The following is a 24,929-nucleotide window of genomic DNA, read 5'->3' as shown; positions in this document are numbered from 1 at the left end:
CAAGGGGCAATAAGTAATATTGCCCTTTAATTCACGTTTCTAAACCACACTTTTATTTCATTGTTTATTTTCACAATAAACATTTTTCATTTTAATCGCATGATTTTTATAGATATTAATGTAAGTTGGCGCATTCATTTTGTCAATGCTATCACATGATGAAATTTTAGTTTATATGAGCTTGGTTGCGGGCATTCCTTTATTTTTGATTTCCTTATCAATGCTTTTTGGAAAGGGAAAAGGGGTATTTTATGCTTTTACACTTTACGGAATAGGGACTGTAGTTGGTGTATAGAGTGTAGTCTTAGTCTTAAAATAATGATGTTTACTGGATTGGATTCGTTATTGCGTTGGTTGTTACGCGTTAGCCAAAAAAAACGTCATAACTAAACATAACAAGCTGTTTAACAAGGACAAAAAACAGTTTATGGATGTGTCAAAATCGCACAATCTTATGTAGACTAAGATTAAAACAATATGAATTAATCAAAGGCCAAGCAATGAATCTACCGATACTCCCTTGGAACAAGATAATCGGCGAAGGCGCCCTGATTATCGTAGCCGTGTACTTAGCGATATTCTTAGAAGGTATTTCACAAGACCGTGTAGCGAGGCAGTCAGCTCATACAGCACTGGCTCAGATGCTAGAGGAAATGCGAGAAGATCGAGCCGACGTTAACGAAATCCGTGCAGAGCAATTCGTGAGAGATAAACAATATCAAGCTTTGGAAAAGTGGTTTTCGAGCCCCGACTCTATACCTTTGGACTCAATGAAAGAAGCAATTGACGCAATATTTCTTGAAAATCGAACATTATATCCACGACGTTCTGCGTGGGCCACAATGGTTGCCGCGGGGCAATTGAGCAAGCTAGATGCGCCTGACTTGGTGGCACGTCTTGGTAATTTTTACGAGAGCAGAACAGCACGGATTATCGATAACGGCAATGATTTCGACGAAGGGCTAAATGATTTGGGACGCAATTCAGTCCCCAAAGTTTGGGATTCGGGTAATGCTCGACTGCTGACGACTGATGTTCGCGAGCTTGCTACTGTTCGAAATCAATTTCGCTACATTCATATCGGTTGGAACTTGTGGTATCTCGATGCTCTGGGCAACTATGGGAAAACCCTAGATTCTCTAATACTCGAAATAGAGTCATACCTCAAGAAAAACAACTTTGAAATGACTCCTTAGAATGACCATATCACATCACAAGCTTTGGCAACCTATTATAAAGCCATTTAACAGGTCGTTATATTTATAGGAGGTGTTGGGTGATAATAGTTAAAGGTATTTTATTTTTCACAGCAATTTTAATTATGCTGTATCCTTTTTGGGGAATTGTTGAACCTGCCTCATATTTAAATGAGCTAATTGAAACGTTTCCATTTGCTAAAGGTGCAAATGATGAACAAGTGTTGAAATCATCACTAATTCTTTTAATACCTAATTCTGCTATAGCAATCGCTCTTATTTTTTTAACTAAGTTCATATCAAAGCCTGGTTCTTATGGTTTTGCTAAAGTCGCTGCAATTTCTTTAATATCTTTTCCAATATTGCAAAGTTTAGCTGATATATTTATAGCTTCAGTGTTATCTCAACACGTACAAGATGCATCTGTTTCTATTGAATTATCAAGTCAAAAGTTATTTTACTTTTTATTCGGTTTAGCTATTTGGGGTATTGGCAAGTCGCAAAGTGAACATAACAAGACAATCAAATAGGAAATGCTTCTGGCAAAAAGCAAACGATTCTTGGATTCTCGCCTTCGCGAGAATGACATCTACAAATTGTGAGCAGTTACCGCTTCGTAGCTAGCCAGCCAATGTTGATAATCAATTGGTATCGCCTTTAACTCACCATTAATTGATAATACTAAAGAGGGAAACCCTCGTATCGGCATATTACTCACAAAATCTATTTCATCAATTAATTGCTGCTGTACCTCGGCACTTAGCATTTTCTGTTCAAACATCACCTCATCAAGGCCTAACTCAGCCGCAATGCTAACGAGTGTATCAATATTAGATGGGTTCTTTGCGTTTAAGTAATACGCTTGCTGAACCGCTAAATACATTTCTTGTTCAAGGTTATGCTGTCGAGCAATTAACATCGCACGACACGCGGGATAAGTTGAGCGTCTTGGCTGACAAGACGTCCAAAAATCATGATTGAATTCGGTGCCTAAATGCGTCGCTATTTTATGCCAGGTTTGTTGCAAAAAACTCTGCATATCAGTCGGCATTGGAACATTACTGTCTGGCGCCAAACCACCAACCTTGTATTGTATGTTTACCAGTGGTTGCAGCTGTTCTTGTAACGTCTGCCAAGCAGGCCTATATCCCCAACACCAACTGCACATCGGATCATATACATAATATAAAGTAGGTTTGTTCATTTCTAATCCAAGTTCTGGCTAAAAGGTTAACCTGAACAGAGCGCCGCCCAATGCGCTTTGTTCCAGTTTTACATTACCACCATGAGCTACCATAACTTGGCGAGTTAATGCTAAACCAACACCAGAGCCTTCTTTTTTAGTAGTAAAAAATGGCACAAATACCTTTTTAGCTATTTCATCTGCCACGCCTGCGCCATTGTCGGATAAATCTATAACGGCATGACCACGTTTATTTAAGTATGCATTCATTGTTACCACTGGGTTTGATACTTTTGTTAGTGCTTGTTCTGCATTTTGTAATAGGTTTATCAGCAGCTGTTCAATCATATCTTTATCTACATTAATATCTAATTCAGCGGGTTCTATATTTGAGCTAAAACTTATGTCTTTCTCTAACCATTGTTGGGTGCCCAGCAAAGTAACCTGGCTGAATATATCACTGAGTTTAACCATTTTTTTGTTTGGCGGCGGTAAACGAGTTAGGCGACGATAACTGCCAACAAACTTAGTTAAGCCATCGCTTCTACGGGCAACAGTTTGTATGGCATCAGACACATCAGCCAATGACTCAACCAGATCTGGGCGATCAATTATTTTAGCTTTTGCATCGTCTAATAAGTCGACTGCGGTTTTCGATAATGATGCTACTGGCGTTATACTATTCATAATTTCATGCGTTAATACTCGCACTAAATCTTGCCAAGCTTGCAATTGCACCACATCTAGTTCGCTTTGAATGTCTTGCATACTCAGTAACTTTTCTTGTTTACCAGCAGTAATTATTTGAGTAGATAAAATAGTGAGTTGTTGCTCCATGCCATCAACTTCAAAGGTGACTAAGCGGCGCTCTCCGGGTTGAACTGATTGTATATGGCTTGCAAAGTCTTCGCCAAACTGACGTAAATCGTCAACCTTAGTAACATGATTTGAGCCAAATAAACGGCGAGCGCTATTATTCCATAATGTTAAAACACCATCAGAGTGCACACTCATCAAAGGCACAGGCACATGTTCAACCATAGCTTTTAAATGCCTAAGTTCTTCTTCTTGGCTGGTACGTACCGCTTGAAAACGTTTGAGAATATCGGTAAAGGCATTGCCTAATTCACCAAAACCGGCCCCTAAACTTTTCAGCTCAAACCGTTGCGAGAAATCAGCATAGCGGGCAGCGTCTAGAAATCGAGCCAATTCAGCATTGGTTTTGGTAATAAAACGAAACACCATAATGCATTGTACAATTAAAAACAGCGACGTTAATAATGTTGCCGCATGATAACCCGGAGTAGTTATTAAAAATGTCAGCAATATCAGTGTCAGCATTATCATAACGGTGCGTAAAGCGACCATTAAAGAGAATTTTTTAAAACCCATGTTTCTCCATCCTTCTATAAAGTGCCGCACGGGTTAAACCTAAATCTTTGGCTGCATGACTAATGTTGTAATGATGCTTTTGCAGTGCCTGTTTAATAGCACTTTTTTCTAACCTATCAAGATTTAAATCATCGTTATCTACAGCGTTATTCGACAAACTAATTGGTGCTGGGGCAACTACATCACCGGCTTGATTGGGAGTGGGATCTAATTGAAAATCTATGGGCTCTAACTCGTGACCTTGCGACAGGATAATTGCTCTTTCAATAGCATGCCTTAATGCCCTGACATTGCCCGGCCAAGGATAACTTTCTATGGCAGCTAACGCACTTGCAGAGAGTGATTTATCGGACTTTTGGTATTTTTTAGCATACAATTTAATATAGTGATTAGCGATAACTTCAATATCATTACAGCGCTTTCTCAGCGGCGGTAGATCTATTTCTACGGTATTTAAGCGAAACAGCAAATCTTGCCTAAATTTAGACTCTAAACTTAAGTCTTGTTTACTTACATTCGTTGCGGTTATTACTCTTACATCAATTGGCACAGCTAAATTAGCCCCTATAGGCGTAACCATGCGTTGCTCGAGCACGGTTAATAATTTAGCTTGTAAATGCAATGGCAAGTTACCAATTTCGTCTAAAAATAAGCTGCCACCATTAGCTGCTTGTAACCGCCCTACTCGGTCCTCTTTGGCTCCGGTAAAGGCACCTTTTTTATGACCAAATAATTCACTTTCAAATAACGATTCAGATAGGGATCCTAAGTCGACAGACATAAATACTTTATTCGAACGTAAACTTTGAGCATGGATTTCACGAGCAATAAGTTCCTTACCAGTACCATTTTCGCCTAATATCAAAACATTAGCATCGGTTGGTGCAGTGCGTTCAATCAATGAAAATACAGTTTTCATTGCCGTTGAATTACCTAACAATGTTTGCCCTGAGTTTGCTCCACTGACTTCTGCCAACATTTTATTAGTATTTCTAAGAACTTTCGCCTCTGTTCTTGTTCGTCCTAACTGTACTGCCGACGAAAGCGTTGCGACAACCTTTTCATTTTGCCAAGGCTTTGCAATAAAATCGGTAGCACCAAGCTTCATTGCGTCAACGGCAACATCAACCCCACCATGGGCAGTGATCATGATCACTACTGCTTGTGGATCAATTTCTAGAATTTTTTCAAGCCACAAATATCCTTGTGCACCACTGCTTTCACCAGGTCCAAAGTTCATATCCAATAAAATGGCATCAAATTTTTGTTCACTCAATAAACGGGGAATGTTCTCAGGTTGGTTGCATATTTGCACACTAGAAAAATGTCTTTTAAGCAACAACTTACCTGCAACCAATATATCTTCGTCATCATCAACGATAAGTATTACACCATCTTGTTTCACATTACCCCCACACAAACCATTAACAACTTTATAACTGTTCATTATCGTACACCAACTGTTCGTATTCGTACAGTAGGGAATGTTCAATATCGAACATCTTACAAATAACACTAGTAATTACAACAACTTAAACAATGGCACAGTACTTGCAAAATCAAGGGTAGAGCAAAGCAAATTATCATGGCCAATTAAAAGCCGGACAATTTAGCTTAATGAGGACAGTTAAGTTATGGGCACAATTACACCAATGGAACAAACATCTAAAGGCAAGAAAGAAATCAAAATGCCAACTAAGAAAGCAAACAGCACTTCTAAAGCAGTGTCTGGTGCTGGCATGGACCGCAAGGTTACACGTAAACAAAACCCGTTAAAAAAATGGTCAGGGGTTGTGATCATCGCATTAGCTATTGTTTATTTGGGCTACCAATTCATTACATCACCTAGTGGTAGATCATTAAGTGTTGATCAAAATCGAATTGTGGTTTCAAAAGTAACCAGTGGTACTTTTGAAGACTTCATTCCAGTTAGAGGTCGAGTAACGCCTGCAAAAACCGTATATTTAGATGCCATTGAAGGTGGCCGGGTTGAACGCATTTTAGTTGAAGATGGTGCGGATTTAAGCAGTGGTGATTTGATAGTTGAGTTATCGAATGCCTCATTACAACTTAACGTTTTGGGTAACGAGGCCAGAGTTGCAGAGCAGTTAAACAACATGCGTTCTATTGAGCTATCACTTGAACAAAATCGTTTACAACATAAAAGCAACTTAGTAGACATTAACTACCAAATAAAAATGCTTACCCGTCAATTGCAACGTGAACAACAATTGGTAACTACCGGCTCAGTTGCGCAAACCAAGTTTGATGATACCAGCGACACTCTGCAATGGTACAAGAATCGCTTAACCATAACTTTGGAGAGCCAAGCTTCAGATACCCGTATGCAAAGTGAGCAGTTGGTGTTTTTAAAAGAAACAAGCAAACGCTTAGAGGGTAACTTAGAGATCTCTCGTAAAAACCTAGAAAATATGAATGTGCGCGCACCAGTAAATGGCAAATTATCAGGTTTCAATGTTGAAGTAGGTCAAAGTATTGGTCGTGGCGAACGCCTTGGTCAAATAGACACTCCAAACGATTATAAACTTACTGCAAATATTGATGAATTTTATTTGGGTCGAGTCGACTTGGGCCAAAAGGCTCAATTTGATAACTACCAATTAGTGATCTCAAAGATATATCCACAAGTACAAAATGGTCAGTTTGAAGTCGATTTCAAATTTATCGGAGAGCAACCTAGCGGCATTCGTCGCGGTCAAACTATTCAAACCAAATTAACCTTAGGAGATGAAACTAAAGCCCTGCTAATTCCTAACGGTGCATTTTTTCAAGACACTGGCGGCAACTGGATTTTCGTTGTCACCGCGGATCAAAGCCAAGCAGTTAAACGCACCGTGCGATTAGGTCGCAGGAACAGTCGCTTTATTGAAGTACTGGATGGGCTAGAAGAAGGCGAGCAAGTGGTGACTAGCCCATATAGCAGTTATCAAGACATGGACCGACTGAACCTTAGCAATTAAAACAGATAACAATGGATACAAGCTAAATTTTAAACGAATAACAACGAACTAAATAGGAATATTAATTATGTTAAAGCTACACAATCTTTCACGAGTATACCAAACAGACGAAGTTGAAACTGCCGCATTAAACAGCGTCAACATTGAAATAGAACAAGGTGAATTTGTTGCCATTATGGGGCCTTCGGGTTGTGGAAAATCAACCTTATTAAACATTGTTGGCATGTTAGATAATCCATCCGATGGTCAGTATATGTTTATGGACGAAGACATTTCAGGTTATAGCGAAGCTCAATTAGCTAACATCCGTAAACAAAATATCGGCTTTATTTTTCAAAACTTCAATTTAATTGAAGAATTATCAGTACAAGAAAACATTGAACTGGCGTTGCTTTATCACAACATTCCTGCTGCTGAACGTAAAGAACGTGTGGCTAAAGTGATGGATAAAGTAGGCATTGCTCATCGAGCTAAGCATATGCCAAGTCAATTATCTGGAGGTCAACAACAACGTGTTGCAGTTGCCCGTGCTGTAGTTGGCGATCAAGCAATGATCCTTGCCGATGAGCCAACAGGTAATTTAGACAGTGCCCATGGCCAAGAAGTAATGGAAATGCTGCAACAGCTGAACCAAGAAGGCACCACAATAGTTATGGTAACGCATAGCCCAGCACATGCAGATTACGCGCGTCGTACTATCAATTTATTTGATGGTCATGTGGTGACTGAAAACGTGCGTGCAGCTTAGTCAGTAAATAAAAGCAGAACTAATAAATGTATCAACAAGGACACTCTAATGTTTCGTAATTACCTAATTACAGCATGGCGCAACATAGTCAAAAATGGCATGTTTTCATTCATTAACATCTTTGGCTTAGCCATTGGTTTAATGAGTTGTATTTTGATCATGTTATTTGTACGTGAAGAAACGGGCTATGATCAATGGATTAAAGACAGCGATCGTTTAGTTAGATTACATACTGCATATGTTATGCCTGACAGGCCACCATTTTTAACAGTTAACTCAGCTGGTAAAATGATGGAGGCGCTACGAGATTATGCTAAAGGTGAGATTGAAAACGGTGTAAGAGTACTTAATTTTGGTACAACGGTTAGACAGAACAATGATGCATACTCAGAAAGGATAAACCTAGTAGACGGTAGTTTTTTTGATATTTTTGATTTGCCATTTAAGCATGGTTCTAAAGAAAGCTCATTTAAAAAACCTTATGATTTGGTCATTACTGAAGAAGTGGCGTTAAAGTATTTTGGTAAAACAGACGTTGTTGGTGAAACGATCACGCTATGTTGTTTCGCTGACGATCCGACTACATTATCAATTACCGGGGTGTTAAAAGATTTACCCGGTGCCACCCACTTAGATTTGAACATGATGGTTTACCTACAGCCATCGCTTTTTGCCGACCAACCTAATATTTTGGATACCTGGAATAGTGTCAATGTCATGACCTATTTTAAAATGCACCAAGGAGTGAGCGTTGCTCAATTGCAAGAGCGTATTGAGTATTGGATTAATAATGAAAGCCCTTTTGTGCAAATGTTTAAAGAAAACATGGGTGAGCTACCTAGCGACTCTAAACTCACTGATATGGTAAAACATCGCGTAATGGCCGTTCCAGATTTGCATTTACAAGCAAAAGAGCATGCCGGAAGCATGGGAGATGTCACTCCTATGGGCGATTTAAAAATGATATACACTTTTATCATCGTTGCGGCTTTAATACTGCTAATTGCTTGTATAAACTTTATGAACTTAGCTACCGCAAGAGCAAGTCAACGTGCGAAAGAAGTAGCCATGCGCAAGGTGATGGGCGCAAGCCGTAGACAAGTGGCAACGCAATTTTTAGGCGAAGCAATTGCCCTGGTGTTCATTTCCCTGTTATTTGCTTTGGTTGCAGTTGAGGCTGTATTACCTTTATATAATTCGGCTTTAAGTCGTGAGCTTGAATTACGTTTATTTGAAGATGCGGACTTAATTTTATCATTACTTGGCACTTCTCTTTTAGTTGGCTTGGGCGCAGGAATTTACCCTGCACTTTATTTGTCACGCTATTTACCAGTTCACATATTAAAATCAAGCAAAGGTGCAGAATCAAGCAGCTCATCAACCCTTCGTACTGCTTTAGTTGTATTTCAATTCGTCACATCAATATCACTCATCATAAGCACGGCAGTAGTTTACGGACAAACAGTGTATGCCAACTCAATGGATGTTGGCTATGAAACTGAAAACAAACTGATATTAAATATTAGAAGCGCTGAGAATTTAGAAAGTTTGAAACAAGAACTGTTAAATTTACCCGAGCTAAGCTCAGTGGTGTTTTCATCTGAATCACCAACTCAGGATAATGAAAATAACAATGGATTCAAGTTATTAGAACAAGATCAAGATGGATCGAATAGCCAAGGCGAGTTACTAAATTATCATAACATGGGCTACGGATTTTTTGAGGCTTATGATATTAAACCTATTGCTGGTCGGTTATTTGATCAGGCACATACGACTGATGAAATAAAACCTATAGCAAATGGTGATGACCGTATTGGCAATGCCAATGTGATACTAAATGAAACAGCAGTTAAAAAGTTTGGTTTTACAAGCCCACAGCAAGCCATTGGCAAAACTCTTGAATCTGACGTGTTTAGAGCGGGTAAATACCACCTAACGATTATTGGCGTTATCCCTGATATTTATTTTCGTTCCATAAAGTTTGGTGTAAGAGCTAGTGCCTATATGCTCAACCCAGAACGTTTTCGTATGGCAAGCTTATCGTTTAATACTAGAGATGTATCGAGTCTGCTACCAAAAATAGAAACAATATGGAAAGCTAACGTGCCTATGCAGCCAGTTGATATGCAATTTTTAAGTGAAATGATGAACGCGCAATATGCCCAAGAAATGGCACAAGCAAAGTTATTTTCAGCCTTCTCAATATTGGCAATTTTGGTAGCCTGTTTAGGGCTATATGGTCTAGCCGCTTTTACTGCAGAGCGTAGAACAAAAGAAATTGGCATACGAAAAGTAATGGGCGCAAGGGTAAGAGACATAGTTTCACTGCTTATTTGGCAGTTCTCTAAACCAGTTATCATCGCAATGCTGGTAGCCTGGCCAATATCAGCTTATTTAATGCTGCAATGGTTGGAAGCTTTCCCTTATCGAATAAATACATTTTGGCTATTGCCTATTTGCTTAGCCGCAGGCGGTGGTGCGTTATTAATTGCTTGGTTAACTGTCGGCGGAAATGCGGCAAAGGTAGCCCGTTCAAATCCGATTAAAGCGTTACATTACGAATAAAAACGCTTAGCACTTAAATAACAAATTGAATAAAAATTAAATAGTTACAGATACATTAAAGGAACACCTATGTTTCAAAATTATATAAAAATAGCACTTCGCGCATTAGCTAAAAATAAACTTTATGCGGCGATAAATATAATCGGCTTAGCCATTGGCATAACCGTATATTTATTCGGTGGCATTATTGCCGAATATGAACGTAATCATGACACTATGTATAAAAACCATGAGCGCATTTATACCGTCGGCTCTATTATGTCTCCTACGGCAAATATTGGTGTTAGCCAACTCGACAACACTTACTCGGCAATGGGGCCTCTAATTGGCGCTGAACTTGAAGAACTTGAAGCGTTTGCCCGCACTATAAGACGTGGTTATTTATTAACAATTGGCGATGATCATTTTCATGAAACGGTAAAGTTTGCTGACAAAGAGCTATTAACCATTTTTGATTTTAATTATCTTTCAGGTGATTCCAGTGCATTGGCTGATCCTAAAGGCTTAGTATTAACTCGTGATACAGCAATGAAATTTTTTGGTCGAACGGATGTTGTTGGTGAAACAGTTATGCTTAATCACGAGTTCGACTTACACGTAACGGCGGTTATTGAAGAAGTACCACAAAATAGTCACTTTAATTCATCTCTTATCAGTGGTTCAGTAACAATGTTTGCTCCATTAGAAGCACTGAACCGAATAGATGATTGGGATTTGGCTGGCAATTGGAACAACATTAGCGGCGGTAATCAAGTTTATGTAATGACTAAAGAAGTTATGCCACTTACAGATTTAAACCGTAAATTAAATGCAATATTTGACCGTCACGTTGAACCAGAGATGAAAGAAAAGTTTATGACGTCATTAAATGCCCGCCAACTTAAAGATACCAATGCTGCATTTTGGGACATGGTTGGCATGCCGGTAATTGAGAGCATTCAAATATTGGGTGTGTTAGTACTCATAATCGCCATTGTTAATTACACTAATCTTGCCACAGCGCAAAGCATAGGCCGTGCCAAAGAAGTCGGTTTACGCAAAACATTAGGGGCTGGTCGAGGCCAGTTAATGACGCAATTTTTAACAGAAAGCATGACCATAGCCTTTATATCTATGATTTTAGCGATTGTGTTTTTAGAGCTACTAGTGCCACTGTTTAATAATGCAACCGATAAAGTTGTAGTCATAGAATATGTTGCTTTACTGCCTTGGTTATTAGCCACAACTGTTATTGTTGGCCTTATCGCAGGTGCTTATCCAAGTTACTTAATAACCAAAACCACGCCTATTGATGCATTACGGGATGTAAATGGAAAGGGCGCAAAAGGTAACCTTTTCCGTTCAATAATGATCGGCACGCAATTTATGTTGTCTATTTTTATGCTTGCTCTGGTAATGATAGTATTTTTTCAAAATGAAAAGGTTCAACAAAGCAGTGATATTTACCCCAAAGATGAAGTGTTAGTGCTTGAAAAAACATCGGTAGAGTCGATTCGTAAAAGAGAAAATACACTACGCAATGAATTACTGCAATTAGATGATGTAAGCAGTGTAACGTTTGCGGCACAAGTGCCATTTGAACAAAGCAACAGTCAACGTGAAGTGAGTAGAGTTAAAGGCGATGAGAACAGTGATGTACAAGCAAATATAAATGAAGTAGATCATGATTTTTTGAAAACCTTTGACGTACCTTTAGTTGCGGGTAGAGATTTTTCAAGAGATGTTCTTGGCGATGAACGACGCGATGTTGAAAACCGTAGAGCCAATGTCATCGTCAACGTGTTATTAACTAAGAAACTCGGTTTTACTAGTCCCGAAGATGCTGTTGGACAAACATTTTGGGGTGAGCCAGGCGAAAAAGAAGCATTTCAATACGACATTGTCGGCGTAATGGAAGATCAAAACTTGTTAGGTCTGCATAATAAAATGAAAGCGTGGATTTTTATTAACAACCCATATCCACATCGCTATGGCGCAATTCGTATTCGTAAAGGTGCATCAGCAAACATTATTTCAGAGATTGAAGAAGCATGGAAAAGAGTATTACCTGACTACCCTATTCAACATAAATTTTTAGATGGTTTATTTAATCAAATTTATCAAATTTATAAAACTATGAATGGCGTGTTAGCTGGCTTTGCTGGTCTAGCGTTACTGCTAGCATTAATAGGATTATTTGGCTTGGCTGCATTTATGGCACGCTCTCGTACCAAAGAGATAGGCATTCGCAAAGTTATGGGTGCTTCACTACCTCAAATAGTTAAATTGTTATTATGGCAATTTTCTAAGCCGGTAATGTGGGCCATTATTTTTGCCCTGCCGTTAGCGTACTTTGCCTCAAACATGTATTTACAATTTTTTGCAGAGCGCATCGATATGCAAATCCCTATCATTATAATGTCTGGAATTGTTGCTGTAGGCTTAGCTTGGGTTGTCATTGCGTTACACGCATTTAAAGTGGCAAGGCAAAACCCAATAACGGCACTACGTTACGAATAAGTAGCAGCTCTATGAGAAAAGCGTAGTAAGGGGGCGTCACGCAATGTTAAGCGTCGCCCCTTTTTTATTTAGGTTCTTTAAAGATAAAGAATACAACGCAGGTAGCAGTAAAATATCGGCTAGTAACGCTGCGACAAATGTAACACTAGCAATAACTCCCATATCATTAATTGCAATAAGTTGATTACTTAGCATAGATAAAAATCCAGCGACTAATGCCAATGTAGTATACATAACACCTTTACCGGCATGATCTAACATAGTTTGGATTTGAGCTTGCACAGACAACCCTTGTTTGGCTAAAAGCCTCAATTTTGTCAGTAAATGAAAGCTATTATCAACCACAATACCAATAGCAATAGCTAATACAACTGCGGTGCCAATTCTTACTTTTATGCCCGTAAATGCCATATAAGCTAGTGGGATCAAAATGGGCAAAAAATTTATAAGCACGGCAATTATTATTAAACGTTTTTCTTTCAAAGCGACAATAATAATAGGGATTATGATCACAAATGCCGTACATAAAGTTATGATCATATCTATCAATATTTGATTCATTCCTTGCTGGGCAAGCCACCACTGCCCTACTATATTGACCTTAAACTCGCTGCCTAAATGCTGTTCAGCCAGGTCTTGTATTTGTTTTGTGTACAACATTGCTTGTTTAGAACCAATATCAGAAATGCGAACCTGCAAGGCCGCAACGGTATTATCTGCATTAATCAATTCAGTAAGGTTTATCTGCTCTGCGGGCAAGCTTCTCAGTTGCTTGATAAAATGTTGATATTGAAGTTCATCATTTTTATGCGGTAAAAAATTAAAAATAGAACGGATTGAATCGGTATGCTCTAACGCTTTAATTGCAGTTATAAATGTGCGGATTTTTTTAACTGAATTATTAGTAAATACGTCCTCACCATCAACTCTTGTGATGCTAATATCTGGCCCTAAAAAACCGCTGAACTTTTGCTCTAATAATGTTTGTGCAACGCGTACAGAGTGCTGTTTTGCTAGCTCTTCGTTAAATTTTTGTTCTATGTTTATATAGTTAAAACTAAGCAAACAAATAACCACAGCGCCGCCTGTACAGCATAAGATCCTATACGGTTTCATCAACGCAAAATTAGCTAATGTATACATTAAGGTAACCACCTTATTGCTAAAATAATTGTCTATAACCTTAGGTTTTAAAGCAATGTGTCGCAGTAAAAATGGAATTAATATTTGGTTAGCAAGCCAAAGCTGAATAACAGCAATAGCAACTATTAGACCAAAATTTTGAATAATAACTAGCTTTGCCATAAGCAAAGAGAAGAAACCGGCAGCAGTAGAAATTGAAGTGTAAAAACAAGCTGGTGATGTACTAAATAACATTTTTTCAATGGCCACTTCGGTACCATTGTCTTGTGAGTAGTTGCGTAGAAAAGCCAGAATCATATGAATAGCATCGGCAACACCTATAACCAGAATTATGGCCGGAACCACACTATTGATTATGGTTATCGGAATATTTAACCAGCCCATAACACCAATACAGGAAACAATCACCAGAAACACTGGCGTAAGTACAATCAATAATACCCGCCATTGTTTTAGCACTATATAAATTAGCAACGCGACAAATAATGTAGTTAATGTTGTTGCAATTAATTGATCAATTAATATCTGCTCGGCATAAGTTGCTTCAACAACAGAAACACCTGATTTATATACTTGAGTGTTTTCAGATAAGTGGCTATTAATTTGACTTTCTATGTTTTCAATAATTAATTGCCGTTGCTGCAAGTCACTTAACGGCGGAATAAGCTTAACCGCTAATAAGGTATGTTTTTGGTCTTTTGATAACAGCAAACGATATTCATCAGCATTATTAGAGATTTGCTGCAAACGTTTTTGCAATTCAACCTCATTATTAAAAATTTCAGGGGAGAACAGAGGAATTATTTTTAACGCTGACGAATTATTTTGCGATGGAACGTTAACTAAGCTCTCTAAAGTAGTTAAACTAAGTACTTGTGAAACACCGTTAACGCCTTTAATTTGTAGTGATAATTTGTTTAATGTTGATACAAAAGGAGGCTGTAGAATATTTTGTTCATGCAAAATGAAAATGACATAACTACCAGAATTCTGACCAAAGGTTTGTTCAAATTTCTGGGTTATTTGATACTGCGAACTTTGCGTAAGGAAAAATGGTTTAAATGAAAAGTCGTAACGAAGTTGAAAAATCCCCAGGCTTATTGCTAACCAAAGAATAAAAAAAGACAGCATGATTAAAGACTGATTTTTACCAACCAATTTTTGAAGATTTAGATAATTTTTATGAACCTTTGTAGAGAAATCCATACTCAAATTAATCTATGTTAAAAAGTTCCTGCAATTGACCAACATTTTCAACAGTTTTCAATTCTATTTGGCCAAAACTGATCCCGTACAATTCTTGCATCTCAATAATTAATTCAACTAAGGTGAAGGAATTATCGACTAGATCAAGCATCTTAGTTTTTGCATTAATTTGTTCTGCAGGGCAAGCTAAAATATTAGCCATGTCTGAAAAAAACTGTTTTTCATCTACCATTTTTCGTCTCCTTTCACTAATACTCAGTTCAATACCAAGTCCATTAATTGTCTGCTCATTTTTACTGGTTAAAATGAATAACTACTGCGTTATAAAATCTTTAAGTAGAGTAACTACTTATAAAATTTTATGCCTTGTATTTATCCCTTTTTCCTCACTTAAAAGTAGATCACATAATTAATGGAGTTGGTATAATATCCTAAGCTGTAAGCATCATTGAATCAATTCTATCTTGATATTCATCTGTTACTTTAAGGTATGCATCTCTGTCAGCCTGCATAAAGCGCTTAATTGTTGATTGTACTTCATTAACGCCATATTCAGCTTCCATGTCTTTAAGTGCTTTTCGTACCCATTTTAAGTGCCATACTTCTTCACCAATAATAGTATCTAATGTTTGAAGTACAATTTTGGGTTGGGTAATTATTTTTTTATGATGTGAATACTGTTCAAACACCCTTAGTTCAAATACGTGGGTAATGGCTAGTACTTCCATTAAATTAGATGGTAAGCCTGCAGCTTTTAAATAATAATCTTGGTAACTGCGTTCAAGTTTGATTGGCTTCATATCCAGCTGTTGTAAACAATCGGCCCAATATCTTGAATGCTGTGCTTCATCGGCAAATTGTTGGGTCATGTTATGTTGGATAATACCTGGTTTCATACTACGCGCTAGTTGACCAAAAAATAACGCACCTGATATTTCAGATGTTCGATAAAAACTCAATAACCAACGAATATTTTCATTTATATTCATATTGAACTCCTTTGACAAAAGGCCACACATAATGCGCCTGCATTATTAACAATACACTTATAGCGCAATTGCCAATAAGGATGATTGACAACGGTAGCCAGACCAGAAATTGCACTTGGCTCGTCTATTTTAAAATCAATTAAACCTAACTCTTCATTGTTCATTGTGGCTTTAAATAACGCTTCTTTAACCGTCCAGAGGCGAACGAACTCTTGTTCAAATTTTTGACCGCTTAACGTAGATAACCATAACTTTTCAGCATTATTTAAAAACCATTCAACCATTGTAGGCTTAACGTCATGCCAGACTTCAAAATCTACTCCCACGCCAGTAACATCATCCATGGCAATTGCTATTGCTAAACCGTCGTTATGAGTAAGTGAATATGATTTATTAGGAAAGCTTATTTGCTCTGTATCCAAGCTTTCGTTGTTTTTATGTAGCAATACTTTTAACGCGTTACGGCCCTTTAACCACTCGGCTTTACGCGACTGCGTGGTGAAAGAATCATAGTGTTTGCGCTCATTAATGCTTAATTGTGCTAAAGGCAATTGCTGCTTGCACATTTCAACTAACACCTTTTTGCCTGACCATTGACTCAACATTTTATCCATGCGTTTTCATTCCTTGCTTGGTAACTTTAGATGAGTGTTTGTTAGTCGTTGTTCTGCCCCATTTATTCTCGATTAAATAAGAGCAAACTTTAGGGAGAATTTTTTTTACGCTAAAATTAACACTCACATTAGATGACGCGCGAGTTCTTTCATTTTTAACCACTTTGTTTGCGTATAATTGTTGGCTAAAAGGAGCCATAACGGTAAGCGCTTGGCCTAAAATACTACCTAATGATTGCGTACCGTCAATTAGCTTTTTAAATGCAAACCAACTGGCAAAACGAGGCTTTAAAATTCGTTTTTTCACAAATTCATCATATAAATTGAACTGTGAATACACCTCATCAATCAAGGTGCCTAATGCCAAGGCGTGATCATCATCTATTGACGAATGAAAAAATCCTCGGCTTTCATTCAGTAATAATTGGCCACACAATTGAGCTGATTGATCTCTTGTTGTTAAATAAACTTTTGTCGACTCTTCTCCAGGCATCACTGCTAATAAACCATAAAACAACAGCCGTAAAGTTTGATGAAATACGTTATATTGATTCACTTCGCCTAACTCATTATCGGCAACTATGGTGGCCACACGCACAATTTGCCAAGGCAAAGAAGTGAACTCTTCAATGAGTAATACTTCAGCGTTATATTTTGACCATTCATAATGATTGGCAAATTGTGGCGTTGGCTGAATAGGCAACTCATCAATAACTTGAGTATCTAATCCGGCAGCATATAAAGTGCTAATTAATGAAATACATTTCAAGCTATTACATCGTTGTGCAAACTTTAAAAGTTTACGTGTTCCTAAAACATTTACTTGATAAGCATCATTCTTTTCTACGGCAAAATTAGTCACTGCTGCACTATGGATAATATGAGTAATAACTGTTGGATTAATATCAGAAAATACTTTCTCATCAGTAAGGTCGCCATAAACAAATTTACAGCGTGAATCCTCTAATAGAGATGCTAATCGCTGTTTTTTAACAGCTATAGACTGTACAGATGATGCTTTAACCCACAAACACAATTGCATATTACTATTAGCCAGCAGGTAGGTGGCAATTGCATGACCAAGATAGCCATCAGCGCCAGTAATTAAAATCATACCTTTACTCACCTTCTTACTCATGACTTGCTCCCAAAGGCCAAACTGATACATCCTTTCCATGCTGTTGAAGCAATGCAAATAACCACCGCTCTAATCCAAACGCAACGCAGGCAGATTTAGCCGGTTTATCAGCTAAAGTAATGTTGTAACAGTCCGCAAAAAAACTGCGATGATTATTTGTAGATGCAATTGCCAGCCCGTTGTCTAAACACAACTCTTGCTTTACAGGTTCAACAAGTTGGCTTATCGCTTTAGTATCATGACAAGGGTCAAAAAATGGGTCGGTAGCCTGTTGCCAAGTTACTTTAAGTTCTAGCTCGTTAACGAAAGAGTGAATAAACGCTTTTGCACTTGCGAGAAAATTTTCAATACCTGCAGAGTCTGAAAAGCAAACAATTTCTCGCATATTAAAGTTCCATTGACGCTGTAATGGCGCATAGTATTCTTCACGGCGGTGACACATACATTTGGTAGTTAAGTATGTGGTTTTATCAAGATTTTGATCTTTAAAACGAGGATAAAAGTGATAACACGCAGCCGGCGTTAATACCTGCTTAGTTGCTTGCCAATCAACACTCTCATTTACTGTACTTTCTTTTTGGCTTGCACTTGTTGAAGACAGCTTAAACTTATGTAGATTATTGCTTTGTAGTTCAGGTGTGTGCGCAAATGTTGCAAGATGAGGGAATGACTCACAGTAACCTGTTGGTGCAAGATCTTGCACTGAAATGAAATTTGGAAATAAAAATTGCGTGGCATTAAGATCCTCTGCCCATTGTAAAATACGCTCATCTAATAGGTTCAAGCATTTCAATAAATTACCAGACAGTGCCGCATAGCCATCCCTGTTCCATTGCAGATCATGGCATTGCAGATCACGCTGTTGCAGATCATGCCTGTGCTGCTCATCTAATTGTTCAGCACTATTAATACCCATCCCCATTTCAGCACACATCACAGGCCTCCAAGGTATAAAATGTATTGGCTATTATCGCAATAGTTTTAAAACAACCTGGCATTAGCTGCTCAATAGTAATTCTGTTACCACTGCTTTGTTCAAGTAATAGTAATAGGTCAAGCACTTGAAAAGATGTTATCAATCGATTTTCAAGTAAAGGCGTGGCATTACTAATGCTAGTAAAATCTTGACTTGGATTAACACGCTGCAAACATTCACGTACTAATTTTTCTGCTGCTGTTTTATTCATGCCACATCTCCAAGTAATTGTTGTTGATAAAGCCATGCCAGTCTTTTATGTTGGATTTTATCTCTGTGCTGTTGAGCAGGTTCGCTATTAAACACGGCCATGCTTAAACCAGCACAATCGCTTAAGCCGGCGTCAAAATACGCATCAGGGCAATAAAATTGCTTCCAGGTATTATGTAAAAAGCCATTCAAGTGTTGGCTTATTTTCAGTAACTGTTGCTCATCAATACTATCTTGTAGCTCCTGCAGCCAATATTTTAAAAAGCCTAAGCCGAAGGCTAAATGGCGAGATTCTTCTAAATGATGTAATCGGTTAATATCGCTAACAATACCAATAACACTACTATCGCTAGCAATTTGGCGGTTATACTCATCAACAATGCTTTCAAAAATATAAATTCTGGCAAACAGTAATAACAGTTCTATTTCCCCCTCACCTGGAGTCCCTACTTCTAGAGCACGCAACGGATAAATTTTATTGGCATACTGAGAACAAAAACGAGAGAAGTACATCATGTGTTTCGCTTCTTCTTCAATAAAATGCAATAAATACTCTGACATTTCTAATGATGGATAATTAAATAAATGACTGCTCACCGCGTTAATCAAATATTTTTCACCGTGCACATTTAAACTGAAAAAATTTATCGCTTCATAAAAGCTTAAACTCATTTGCTGTTGTTCAGTTAATTCATGCCATTGCTCAGAGCCAAATATTGAGATTAACTCAGGTGAAAAACACCATTGATTCTTAGGTAGCACCTCAGGCCAATTAAGCGCATCAGGCGTTAGAAATTGCTGCTCAGACATTTGCGTTAACTTTTTAAGTTGGGTAGTAAACTTTGCGCAATTCATACTTTTTCTACCACCATACATTGCCAATTACTGCCAAAACCTGCCATAAAAACTAGTACCAGATCACCTTTATTTATTTTCCCGCTGTGATCAAGACGCGCTAAGTTAATAATATTATCGCTACTGATCACATGGCCCACTTCAGCTAATGATTCAAACCAAGCTTTTTGCTCATCAATACCTAAAAGGCTGGCAAGAATAGACCAAGCTTTAGCATTGGTATTTTGTGGTACCACCCAGTCAATGTCGGCAACTGTTTTATTTATTTGTAGTAGGGTTTCGCTAATTAACTGGTGTAAATAAGAGAAGTAACTACCCACGGTTTCATCATCACTGGCAAGTACCTGTGCACCATTAGTAATATGCTTAACCGTTAAAATTAGAAAACCCTGTGGTTTTCTTGAAACTAAACAAGCCGCACCGCCGTCTGAAATTAAATTATACGCTTGCTCGTAATAAGCATTTTCAGGGAAGTTATCGGCACTAATACATAAAATATTATTGATATTTTCCTCTGCAGTTATAAAGTTGTTGGCAATACGAATACTACCGAGCATACAAGTGCACGCTTGCTGGGTAAGGCCAATAACAAATGCGTTTTCCATACCAAACTCAACTTGCAATTTACTGGCAGGAAACACCATCAAATCTTTCACATCTCGGCTGCTTTCAAACGCATCATTTTGATGATGATTAGCATTTAGCGGTAAGCAATTTGCGTAAATAATACAATCAATCTCAGCCGTATCTATTTGACTATCAACAAGTGCATTACATGCTAATTGATAAGCAGTTTCACTCTCAGCACAAATAAAATGTTGCTCAAAACCTGATTCTTTAAGCGCTTGAATAGTTGAAAGTAAAACACCTGCTTGTTCAGCTTGTTCTATTGAACGACGTTCACTGCCTAATGAGTAACCCAATTGTTGTAAATAGCTATCAGACATAGTTATCTCCTATAACAATCTTTTAGGAATAAAGCGGCCAGTTGTACTCATATAGCACTGATATTGGCGACCAAACACTTGTGTTAACCGTGTTTCTTCACGTTTAGCCGTAAACGTTAAAACAAGACTGCTGTATACAAAGCATCCTAATAGCAAATAATGCGGAAATAAGCATAAACTTGCGCAAAAAGCTAAGATAAACGCAGAGTAAAACGGATGCCGTATGTTTTTATATGGTCCCCAAGTAACCAATTCTTGTGGTTGGTCATTTACTTGATGCCATAACGCTGGCTTAAACTTATGGACGTGTATAGTGCTGGCGATAAGACCTATTGATGCAATACTCAATATTGCCGCGCTTATTTGAGTTAATTCAAACAACTTTAATGAACTTACACTTAAGCTTGTTAATACCTCAACAAAACCAAAGATTAACACCAATACCGCAACCAAAAATGGTAGTGCTGTAATACACCATCTAAGGTTAAATGAACCATCACGGCGAAATATGATAAACGGCAAGCTGGCAATTAAAATGAAATTGATCATTACCATAACAAAAGATACGTTACTCATAATTAGCTCCCTTGTTGTTGTTGTTGAATAATTTGCTCAACCTGCAAGCGCTTAATTTTTCGAGTAGTTGAACGTGGTAAATTTTGAGCAAGCACAATGACTTTAGTTGGCCGCTTCCAACTCACCAAGTCTTCACTGCGCTGCTTGATAACCTGCTGCAGTTTTTGCTGCAAAGCATGTTGGTCTTGTTTGAACTGTTCGCTTAGTTGTTCGCTGGCAACCAGCACGGCACATACTTGTAACCTACCTTTGTTTATCCCTTCATTTGCTTTTAGCGCTACAACGCAACCCTCTTTAATATCAGGATGAGAAAACAGCTGAGGCTCAATTTGCTCTGGTTGTAAATTTTGACCATCGGCTAAAACAATGGTGTTCTTCTTTCTACCGGTAACATAAAGAAAACCTTTTTTGTCGATATAACCAAGATCGCCGGTGTGCAACCAGCCTTGTTGATCAATCGTTTTGGCCGTTAATGCTTGATCGCCAAAATACCCTGCCATTACATGATGACCACGAGTAAGAATTTCACCAATAGCATAAGTATCTAATTGGTTTTTTTTGTCTATTTTAACTTGGCAACCTGGGATAGGTTTACCAACCGAGCCATAACGGTTTTTATAAGGCGTGTTGGCGCTAATAACAGGGCTGGTTTCGGTCATGCCATAGCCTTGATATACGGTAAAACCAAGATCAGTAAAAAACCTTAACGTGGCTTTATCTAATGGCGCGCCGCCACAGACAAAATGTTTAAACTTGTCGCCAAACTTTTTATGCACCTGGTGAAACAGTTTTTTTCTTAGTACTAAGGGAAGGTATTTACTGATCTTTAACAACGACTTGAACAGCAGTTGTTTTGCTTGCGATTGTTTAGCAACTTGTTGCAAAATCGACTTTTTCATCAACGATAAAAACAGCGGTACCGCAATTAAAAACGTGGCGTTTTGAGTGCGCATTGTTTTCAAAAGATCGTCAGGAATTAAGCTATTTAAATAGCAAATTTGCCCTCCCCCCCACAAAACGCCTAACAGCCCGGCAGACAGTTCTAATAAATGATGCAATGGTAATATAGACACACACACTTCGGCACCGTCGGTTTTCATCAGTCGATTTAAATTTTCAACCTGACCAACAATGTTTCTATAAGTGATCTCTACGCCTTTAAACTTACCAGTAGTGCCTGATGTGTAACAGATCACGGCTTTACTGTTTAATTTAACTCGTTGTTGATATTTGCTTAACGAAGTAATAGAAGGTTCGAGTGATGTTAACTGGCTTTTATAACATTCAAGTTCAATTACGAAATTAATTGCGCTCATTTGCTTTTGCAGTGTTAAACCTGTGCTTAGCATTTTGCTAGAGGCTATAAGCGCTTTCGGTTTGGCATCAGTTAAAATTAGCAGCAGCTCGACTTCGGTTAACTGCGGATCGATTGGTACCACAATTGCGCCACAAGAAAGGATGGCTAAAAATGCGATTGCCCAATGTGGACGTGCTTCACTTAATAGTGCTACTCGACTGCCTCTGCGTATGCCTTTAGCAAGCAATAACTTAGAAAACTGCTTCACCTCATCAGCCAGTTCGGCATAGGTGAATTGATCATCAACGTTCAGCTCTCCACCTAGCAAATGACCTGATAAAGCCATTTGTGTGGAAAATTCATTTGCCTTTGCTTGCAAAGTAGCAGCAACATCAACTTTAAATTCTGATTGCGAGTACTGCTCTAGTTTATCTACCAATAATGCTGTTTTCATGATTTCACCTTCTCCTAATAAGCCCATGCCCATTTTGAAAGTTCGATAGAGATCAAATTTCTTAGTCAAAATTTAATCTCCTTTAATCAATATTCAGTATTAGACTGCAGATTTTGTGCCACATAAACATAGTTCAGTAAGTTATTGTTTTTAAAGTAATGTTCTAGATTTACATTAGCAAGCAATGTGAACATCACGTACATTTGTGTACTTTTTAGCACATAAATGTACTTTTAATCGCAAATAGTCGTTATTACCGCGGCTAAAGACTATCAGTACACTCGCCAGTACAAATTAATCCAAGCACCTTTAAGCATACAAATTTGCATAACAACATAGCAATTATGTACAACCTTAATTCTTCACGTAATGCTTATTAAATATTTAATATATCTATAAAACAAACAGTTAAACGGCTTTGTAAAATCGGTTCAGTTCTTGCTCCTAGGTATTACTAGTGAAAATGTATTTTGTAAGCCTTACAAAAACTAAGTAGCTAAGAAGGTGATTTGATCAATAAATAGTAGTTGAAAATTTGATGTTTTGCTTTCTAACAATTCCGACGTGTAAACCTCGGATAACTAACTGGAGACAACACTAATGAAAACTTTAATGTTATTAATTGCAGTAGCTTTTATCAGTTTTACTGCTACAACAAAAGCGGCTACTAGCTACTTTATTGATCAAGCTAAATTGCCATTCACCGCAGCTCCGGGGGCAACAGCTTATTGGGGCGTACACACCAATGCCGGTTATCACATTGAAGTACCTGATGACTGGAATGGAGAGCTGGTAGTTTGGGCACATGGGTTCAGAGGCTTTAGTGAAAACGAGCTTACTGTTGATGATCACCCATTACGATACTTTTTAATTTCAAAGGGATATGCCTGGGCAGCATCGTCGTACAGTAGAAATAATTACGATGTAACCACCGCAGTGCAAGATACCCACGCCTTGATCAAAAGATTCAATGGACTTGTAGCAAAGCCAGATAAAATTTATATGACCGGATTATCAATGGGTGGTCATATTACTGCAGTTATTATTGAGCAGTTCCCAACATTATTTGCAGGTGCTATGCCTATTTGTGGCGCTGTAGGTGATTATGAGTCATTTGATTTTATTTTAGATTTCAATTTAGCCGCGCAGCAATTAGGTACTGGCACTTCAATATTCCCAGTTGAGCCGATGATTTATGCAGGATTAACAGTACCAAGTATTAAAGCCAACTTAGAATCATCTCCAGGCTCATGGCCTGATGAATTGAATCAAGACGGTGAAAACTTAAAAAATTTAGTCATGATGCGTTCTGGTGGTGATCGTCCAAACTTTGACAGTTCTTGGTATTACTGGAATACGTATCGAAATATTGTCACTGGACCTGGCAACTTCCTATTTGATCTGGGTTTAAGTGATGGGGTAATGCCAAGAAACCCTGGCAGCACCGTTGAAAATATCGATGTTGTGTATCAGTTTGATACCAATCCGGAGCTTAGCCCTGAAGAACAAGCATTTAATGATTCTGTATTTAGAGTTGCTTTAGCACCACAAAGCAAAAACCCAAATGGCTTATCACAAGTGCCTGTGATCAACGGCAACCTGTCTATTCCAGTTTTAACTATGCACAACATCGGCGATTTATACGCAGCTATTAATAATGAAATTGCCTATGCAACAAAAGTAAAACAACAAGGTAAAGATGACTTACTAGTAAGTCGCGCTTATAAAGGTGTGATGCACTGTGATTTCACTGCAGAAGAAATGGTATCTTCATTTTTAGACTTAGTTGACTGGGTTGAAAACGGCAATAAGCCTGCAGGTGATGACTACTTAGATGCTAACAATGTAGCTGCTGATGACTTTGGTTGTCAGTTTACCAACGGTGATCATTTCTTAGCTGCACCATGCCCATAGAGGTGGCTTAAACGTTAACCAAACTAGTAATAAACCTAACTTA

General features: G+C 38.1%; 21 protein-coding genes. 7 read left to right on the top strand and 14 right to left on the bottom strand.

Going from position 1 to position 24,929, the window contains the following annotated elements:
- Positions 1-500: 500 nt before the first annotated feature.
- Together RGQ13_RS05605 and RGQ13_RS05600 are read left to right on the top strand one after the other, a co-directional pair.
- Positions 501-1,196: a DUF6090 family protein gene (locus tag RGQ13_RS05605; protein ID WP_348392583.1), complete on the top strand. Its 696-nt coding sequence runs from the start codon at positions 501-503 to the stop codon at positions 1,194-1,196.
- 80 nt (positions 1,197-1,276) lie between these two features.
- Positions 1,277-1,726, top strand: coding sequence for a hypothetical protein (locus RGQ13_RS05600; protein ID WP_348392582.1), 450 nt, complete (start codon positions 1,277-1,279; stop codon positions 1,724-1,726).
- Positions 1,727-1,785: 59 nt separating this feature from the next.
- Here RGQ13_RS05600 and RGQ13_RS05595 read toward each other — a convergent pair whose 3' ends face one another.
- The 3 genes from RGQ13_RS05595 to RGQ13_RS05585 are packed head-to-tail and all read right to left on the bottom strand — an operon-like array spanning position 1,786 to position 5,218.
- Positions 1,786-2,400, bottom strand: a complete 615-nt coding sequence (locus RGQ13_RS05595; RefSeq protein ID WP_348392581.1) for a DsbA family protein — start codon at positions 2,398-2,400, stop codon at positions 1,786-1,788.
- 18 nt (positions 2,401-2,418) lie between these two features.
- Positions 2,419-3,771 (bottom strand): sensor histidine kinase, encoded by a 1,353-nt coding sequence (locus RGQ13_RS05590; RefSeq protein WP_348392580.1) that lies wholly within the window; start codon positions 3,769-3,771, stop codon positions 2,419-2,421.
- On the bottom strand, positions 3,761-5,218 hold the full coding sequence (locus tag RGQ13_RS05585; protein WP_348392579.1) for a sigma-54-dependent transcriptional regulator: 1,458 nt from the start codon (positions 5,216-5,218) through the stop codon (positions 3,761-3,763). Before RGQ13_RS05585 ends, RGQ13_RS05590 begins: the two co-directional genes overlap by 11 nt.
- Before the next feature lie 187 nt (positions 5,219-5,405).
- On the opposite strand from RGQ13_RS05585, the gene RGQ13_RS05580 reads away from it, so the two are divergent.
- The 4 genes from RGQ13_RS05580 to RGQ13_RS05565 all read left to right on the top strand — a co-directional run bounded on the left by RGQ13_RS05580 (position 5,406) and on the right by RGQ13_RS05565 (position 12,567).
- The gene (locus RGQ13_RS05580) at positions 5,406-6,752 is read left to right on the top strand and encodes an efflux RND transporter periplasmic adaptor subunit (protein ID WP_348392578.1); all 1,347 of its coding nucleotides are present in this window, start codon (positions 5,406-5,408) and stop codon (positions 6,750-6,752) included.
- 67 nt (positions 6,753-6,819) lie between these two features.
- A complete protein-coding gene (locus RGQ13_RS05575) occupies positions 6,820-7,500 on the top strand; it encodes an ABC transporter ATP-binding protein (RefSeq protein WP_348392577.1) in 681 nt (226 codons plus the stop codon).
- 48 nt (positions 7,501-7,548) lie between these two features.
- On the top strand, positions 7,549-10,068 hold the full coding sequence (locus RGQ13_RS05570) for an ABC transporter permease (protein ID WP_348392576.1): 2,520 nt from the start codon (positions 7,549-7,551) through the stop codon (positions 10,066-10,068).
- Positions 10,069-10,137: 69 nt separating this feature from the next.
- A complete protein-coding gene (locus RGQ13_RS05565; RefSeq protein WP_348392575.1) occupies positions 10,138-12,567 on the top strand; it encodes an ABC transporter permease in 2,430 nt (809 codons plus the stop codon).
- 36 nt (positions 12,568-12,603) lie between these two features.
- On the opposite strand, the gene RGQ13_RS05560 is transcribed toward RGQ13_RS05565, so the two are convergent.
- The 11 genes from RGQ13_RS05560 to RGQ13_RS05510 form a co-directional block, all read right to left on the bottom strand.
- Positions 12,604-14,916, bottom strand: a complete 2,313-nt coding sequence (locus RGQ13_RS05560; RefSeq protein WP_348392574.1) for an efflux RND transporter permease subunit — start codon at positions 14,914-14,916, stop codon at positions 12,604-12,606.
- A 7-nt stretch (positions 14,917-14,923) separates the two neighbouring features.
- Positions 14,924-15,148, bottom strand: coding sequence for a hypothetical protein (locus RGQ13_RS05555; RefSeq protein WP_348392573.1), 225 nt, complete (start codon positions 15,146-15,148; stop codon positions 14,924-14,926).
- Positions 15,149-15,347: 199 nt separating this feature from the next.
- Positions 15,348-15,905 carry a ferritin-like domain-containing protein gene (locus tag RGQ13_RS05550; RefSeq protein WP_348392572.1) on the bottom strand — a complete coding sequence of 186 codons (558 nt, stop codon included), beginning with the start codon at positions 15,903-15,905 and terminating at the stop codon, positions 15,348-15,350.
- Positions 15,902-16,519: a 4'-phosphopantetheinyl transferase family protein gene (locus RGQ13_RS05545; protein ID WP_348392571.1), complete on the bottom strand. Its 618-nt coding sequence runs from the start codon at positions 16,517-16,519 to the stop codon at positions 15,902-15,904. The genes RGQ13_RS05550 and RGQ13_RS05545 overlap by 4 nt, the downstream gene beginning before the upstream one ends.
- On the bottom strand, positions 16,512-17,657 hold the full coding sequence (locus RGQ13_RS05540; RefSeq protein ID WP_348392570.1) for an SDR family oxidoreductase: 1,146 nt from the start codon (positions 17,655-17,657) through the stop codon (positions 16,512-16,514). Before RGQ13_RS05540 ends, RGQ13_RS05545 begins: the two co-directional genes overlap by 8 nt.
- Positions 17,650-18,594 carry a class-II aminoacyl-tRNA synthetase family protein gene (locus RGQ13_RS05535; protein WP_348392569.1) on the bottom strand — a complete coding sequence of 315 codons (945 nt, stop codon included), beginning with the start codon at positions 18,592-18,594 and terminating at the stop codon, positions 17,650-17,652. Before RGQ13_RS05535 ends, RGQ13_RS05540 begins: the two co-directional genes overlap by 8 nt.
- A complete protein-coding gene (locus RGQ13_RS05530; protein ID WP_348392568.1) occupies positions 18,581-18,844 on the bottom strand; it encodes a hypothetical protein in 264 nt (87 codons plus the stop codon). Before RGQ13_RS05530 ends, RGQ13_RS05535 begins: the two co-directional genes overlap by 14 nt.
- The gene (locus tag RGQ13_RS05525) at positions 18,841-19,698 is read right to left on the bottom strand and encodes a diiron oxygenase (RefSeq protein ID WP_348392567.1); all 858 of its coding nucleotides are present in this window, start codon (positions 19,696-19,698) and stop codon (positions 18,841-18,843) included. Before RGQ13_RS05525 ends, RGQ13_RS05530 begins: the two co-directional genes overlap by 4 nt.
- Positions 19,695-20,645: a 3-oxoacyl-[acyl-carrier-protein] synthase III C-terminal domain-containing protein gene (locus RGQ13_RS05520; protein WP_348392566.1), complete on the bottom strand. Its 951-nt coding sequence runs from the start codon at positions 20,643-20,645 to the stop codon at positions 19,695-19,697. Before RGQ13_RS05520 ends, RGQ13_RS05525 begins: the two co-directional genes overlap by 4 nt.
- 9 nt (positions 20,646-20,654) lie before the next feature.
- A complete protein-coding gene (locus RGQ13_RS05515; RefSeq protein WP_348392565.1) occupies positions 20,655-21,221 on the bottom strand; it encodes a methyltransferase family protein in 567 nt (188 codons plus the stop codon).
- Between the two features lie 2 nt (positions 21,222-21,223).
- The gene (locus RGQ13_RS05510; RefSeq protein WP_348392564.1) at positions 21,224-23,041 is read right to left on the bottom strand and encodes an AMP-dependent synthetase/ligase; all 1,818 of its coding nucleotides are present in this window, start codon (positions 23,039-23,041) and stop codon (positions 21,224-21,226) included.
- A gap of 531 nt (positions 23,042-23,572) precedes the next feature.
- Here RGQ13_RS05510 and RGQ13_RS05505 point away from each other — a divergent pair.
- A complete protein-coding gene (locus RGQ13_RS05505) occupies positions 23,573-24,886 on the top strand; it encodes a hypothetical protein (RefSeq protein WP_348392563.1) in 1,314 nt (437 codons plus the stop codon).
- The last annotated feature ends 43 nt before the right edge of the window (positions 24,887-24,929 follow it).

It is taken from the genome of Thalassotalea psychrophila, from assembly GCF_031583595.1.
Taxonomy (GTDB): domain Bacteria; phylum Pseudomonadota; class Gammaproteobacteria; order Enterobacterales; family Alteromonadaceae; genus Thalassotalea_A; species Thalassotalea_A psychrophila.
The sequence above is the reverse complement of the archived record's forward strand: the minus strand, read 5'-3'. Positions and strand labels throughout refer to the sequence as shown.

What these genes read in the sequence shown, in the direction of transcription:
- RGQ13_RS05605 (WP_348392583.1), top strand. Translation starts at nt 501, where the DNA reads ATGAATCTACCGATACTCCCTTGGAACAAGATAATCGGCGAAGGCGCC.
- RGQ13_RS05595 (WP_348392581.1), bottom strand. Translation starts at nt 2,400, where the DNA reads ATGAACAAACCTACTTTATATTATGTATATGATCCGATGTGCAGTTGG.
- RGQ13_RS05590 (WP_348392580.1), bottom strand. Translation starts at nt 3,771, where the DNA reads ATGGGTTTTAAAAAATTCTCTTTAATGGTCGCTTTACGCACCGTTATG.
- RGQ13_RS05585 (WP_348392579.1), bottom strand. Translation starts at nt 5,218, where the DNA reads ATGAACAGTTATAAAGTTGTTAATGGTTTGTGTGGGGGTAATGTGAAA.
- RGQ13_RS05580 (WP_348392578.1), top strand. Translation starts at nt 5,406, where the DNA reads ATGGGCACAATTACACCAATGGAACAAACATCTAAAGGCAAGAAAGAA.
- RGQ13_RS05575 (WP_348392577.1), top strand. Translation starts at nt 6,820, where the DNA reads ATGTTAAAGCTACACAATCTTTCACGAGTATACCAAACAGACGAAGTT.
- RGQ13_RS05570 (WP_348392576.1), top strand. Translation starts at nt 7,549, where the DNA reads ATGTTTCGTAATTACCTAATTACAGCATGGCGCAACATAGTCAAAAAT.
- RGQ13_RS05565 (WP_348392575.1), top strand. Translation starts at nt 10,138, where the DNA reads ATGTTTCAAAATTATATAAAAATAGCACTTCGCGCATTAGCTAAAAAT.
- RGQ13_RS05560 (WP_348392574.1), bottom strand. Translation starts at nt 14,916, where the DNA reads ATGGATTTCTCTACAAAGGTTCATAAAAATTATCTAAATCTTCAAAAA.
- RGQ13_RS05555 (WP_348392573.1), bottom strand. Translation starts at nt 15,148, where the DNA reads ATGGTAGATGAAAAACAGTTTTTTTCAGACATGGCTAATATTTTAGCT.
- RGQ13_RS05550 (WP_348392572.1), bottom strand. Translation starts at nt 15,905, where the DNA reads ATGAATATAAATGAAAATATTCGTTGGTTATTGAGTTTTTATCGAACA.
- RGQ13_RS05545 (WP_348392571.1), bottom strand. Translation starts at nt 16,519, where the DNA reads ATGGATAAAATGTTGAGTCAATGGTCAGGCAAAAAGGTGTTAGTTGAA.
- RGQ13_RS05540 (WP_348392570.1), bottom strand. Translation starts at nt 17,657, where the DNA reads ATGAGTAAGAAGGTGAGTAAAGGTATGATTTTAATTACTGGCGCTGAT.
- RGQ13_RS05530 (WP_348392568.1), bottom strand. Translation starts at nt 18,844, where the DNA reads ATGAATAAAACAGCAGCAGAAAAATTAGTACGTGAATGTTTGCAGCGT.
- RGQ13_RS05525 (WP_348392567.1), bottom strand. Translation starts at nt 19,698, where the DNA reads ATGAATTGCGCAAAGTTTACTACCCAACTTAAAAAGTTAACGCAAATG.
- RGQ13_RS05520 (WP_348392566.1), bottom strand. Translation starts at nt 20,645, where the DNA reads ATGTCTGATAGCTATTTACAACAATTGGGTTACTCATTAGGCAGTGAA.
- RGQ13_RS05515 (WP_348392565.1), bottom strand. Translation starts at nt 21,221, where the DNA reads ATGAGTAACGTATCTTTTGTTATGGTAATGATCAATTTCATTTTAATT.
- RGQ13_RS05505 (WP_348392563.1), top strand. Translation starts at nt 23,573, where the DNA reads ATGAAAACTTTAATGTTATTAATTGCAGTAGCTTTTATCAGTTTTACT.